The organism is Bacillus sp. SIMBA_005, from assembly GCF_046535585.1.
GTDB lineage: Bacteria > Bacillota > Bacilli > Bacillales > Bacillaceae > Bacillus > Bacillus pumilus.
This window is the reverse complement of the sequence record NZ_JAWRWI010000226.1, coordinates 1-291: the sequence shown is the minus strand read 5'-3', so window position 1 is coordinate 291 and position 291 is coordinate 1. Positions and strand designations below refer to the sequence as shown.

The 291-nt window shown below is 49.1% G+C and carries 1 protein-coding gene; it reads left to right on the top strand.

The genetic code is table 11. The features are described from left to right. A partial coding sequence (locus SB660_RS19875; protein WP_410583997.1) for a CvpA family protein occupies nucleotides 1-291 on the top strand: 291 nt, incomplete at both ends.

Below are 291 nucleotides of genomic sequence, written 5' to 3'. Positions count from 1 at the left end.
CATCTGAGCTTTATACCCGCCCCTGATTTTTCCGGCGGGCAGGCGGCTCTGTCTTTTATTAAAGGAAACGTGGAGACGGCTTATTACAACGCGATCGCGTTTGTCATTTTGTTTATCATCGCAAAGATCCTGCTCCGGATTATCGGAGCGGCGCTTAATATCATCGCCGGCATTCCGGTCATTAAACAGATCAACAAACTGCTGGGCGGGGTGCGTGGATTTCTGGAAGTCTATTTATTTGCGTTTATCCTGTTATACGTCGCATCCGTACTGCCGGTAAGCGTGCTTCAG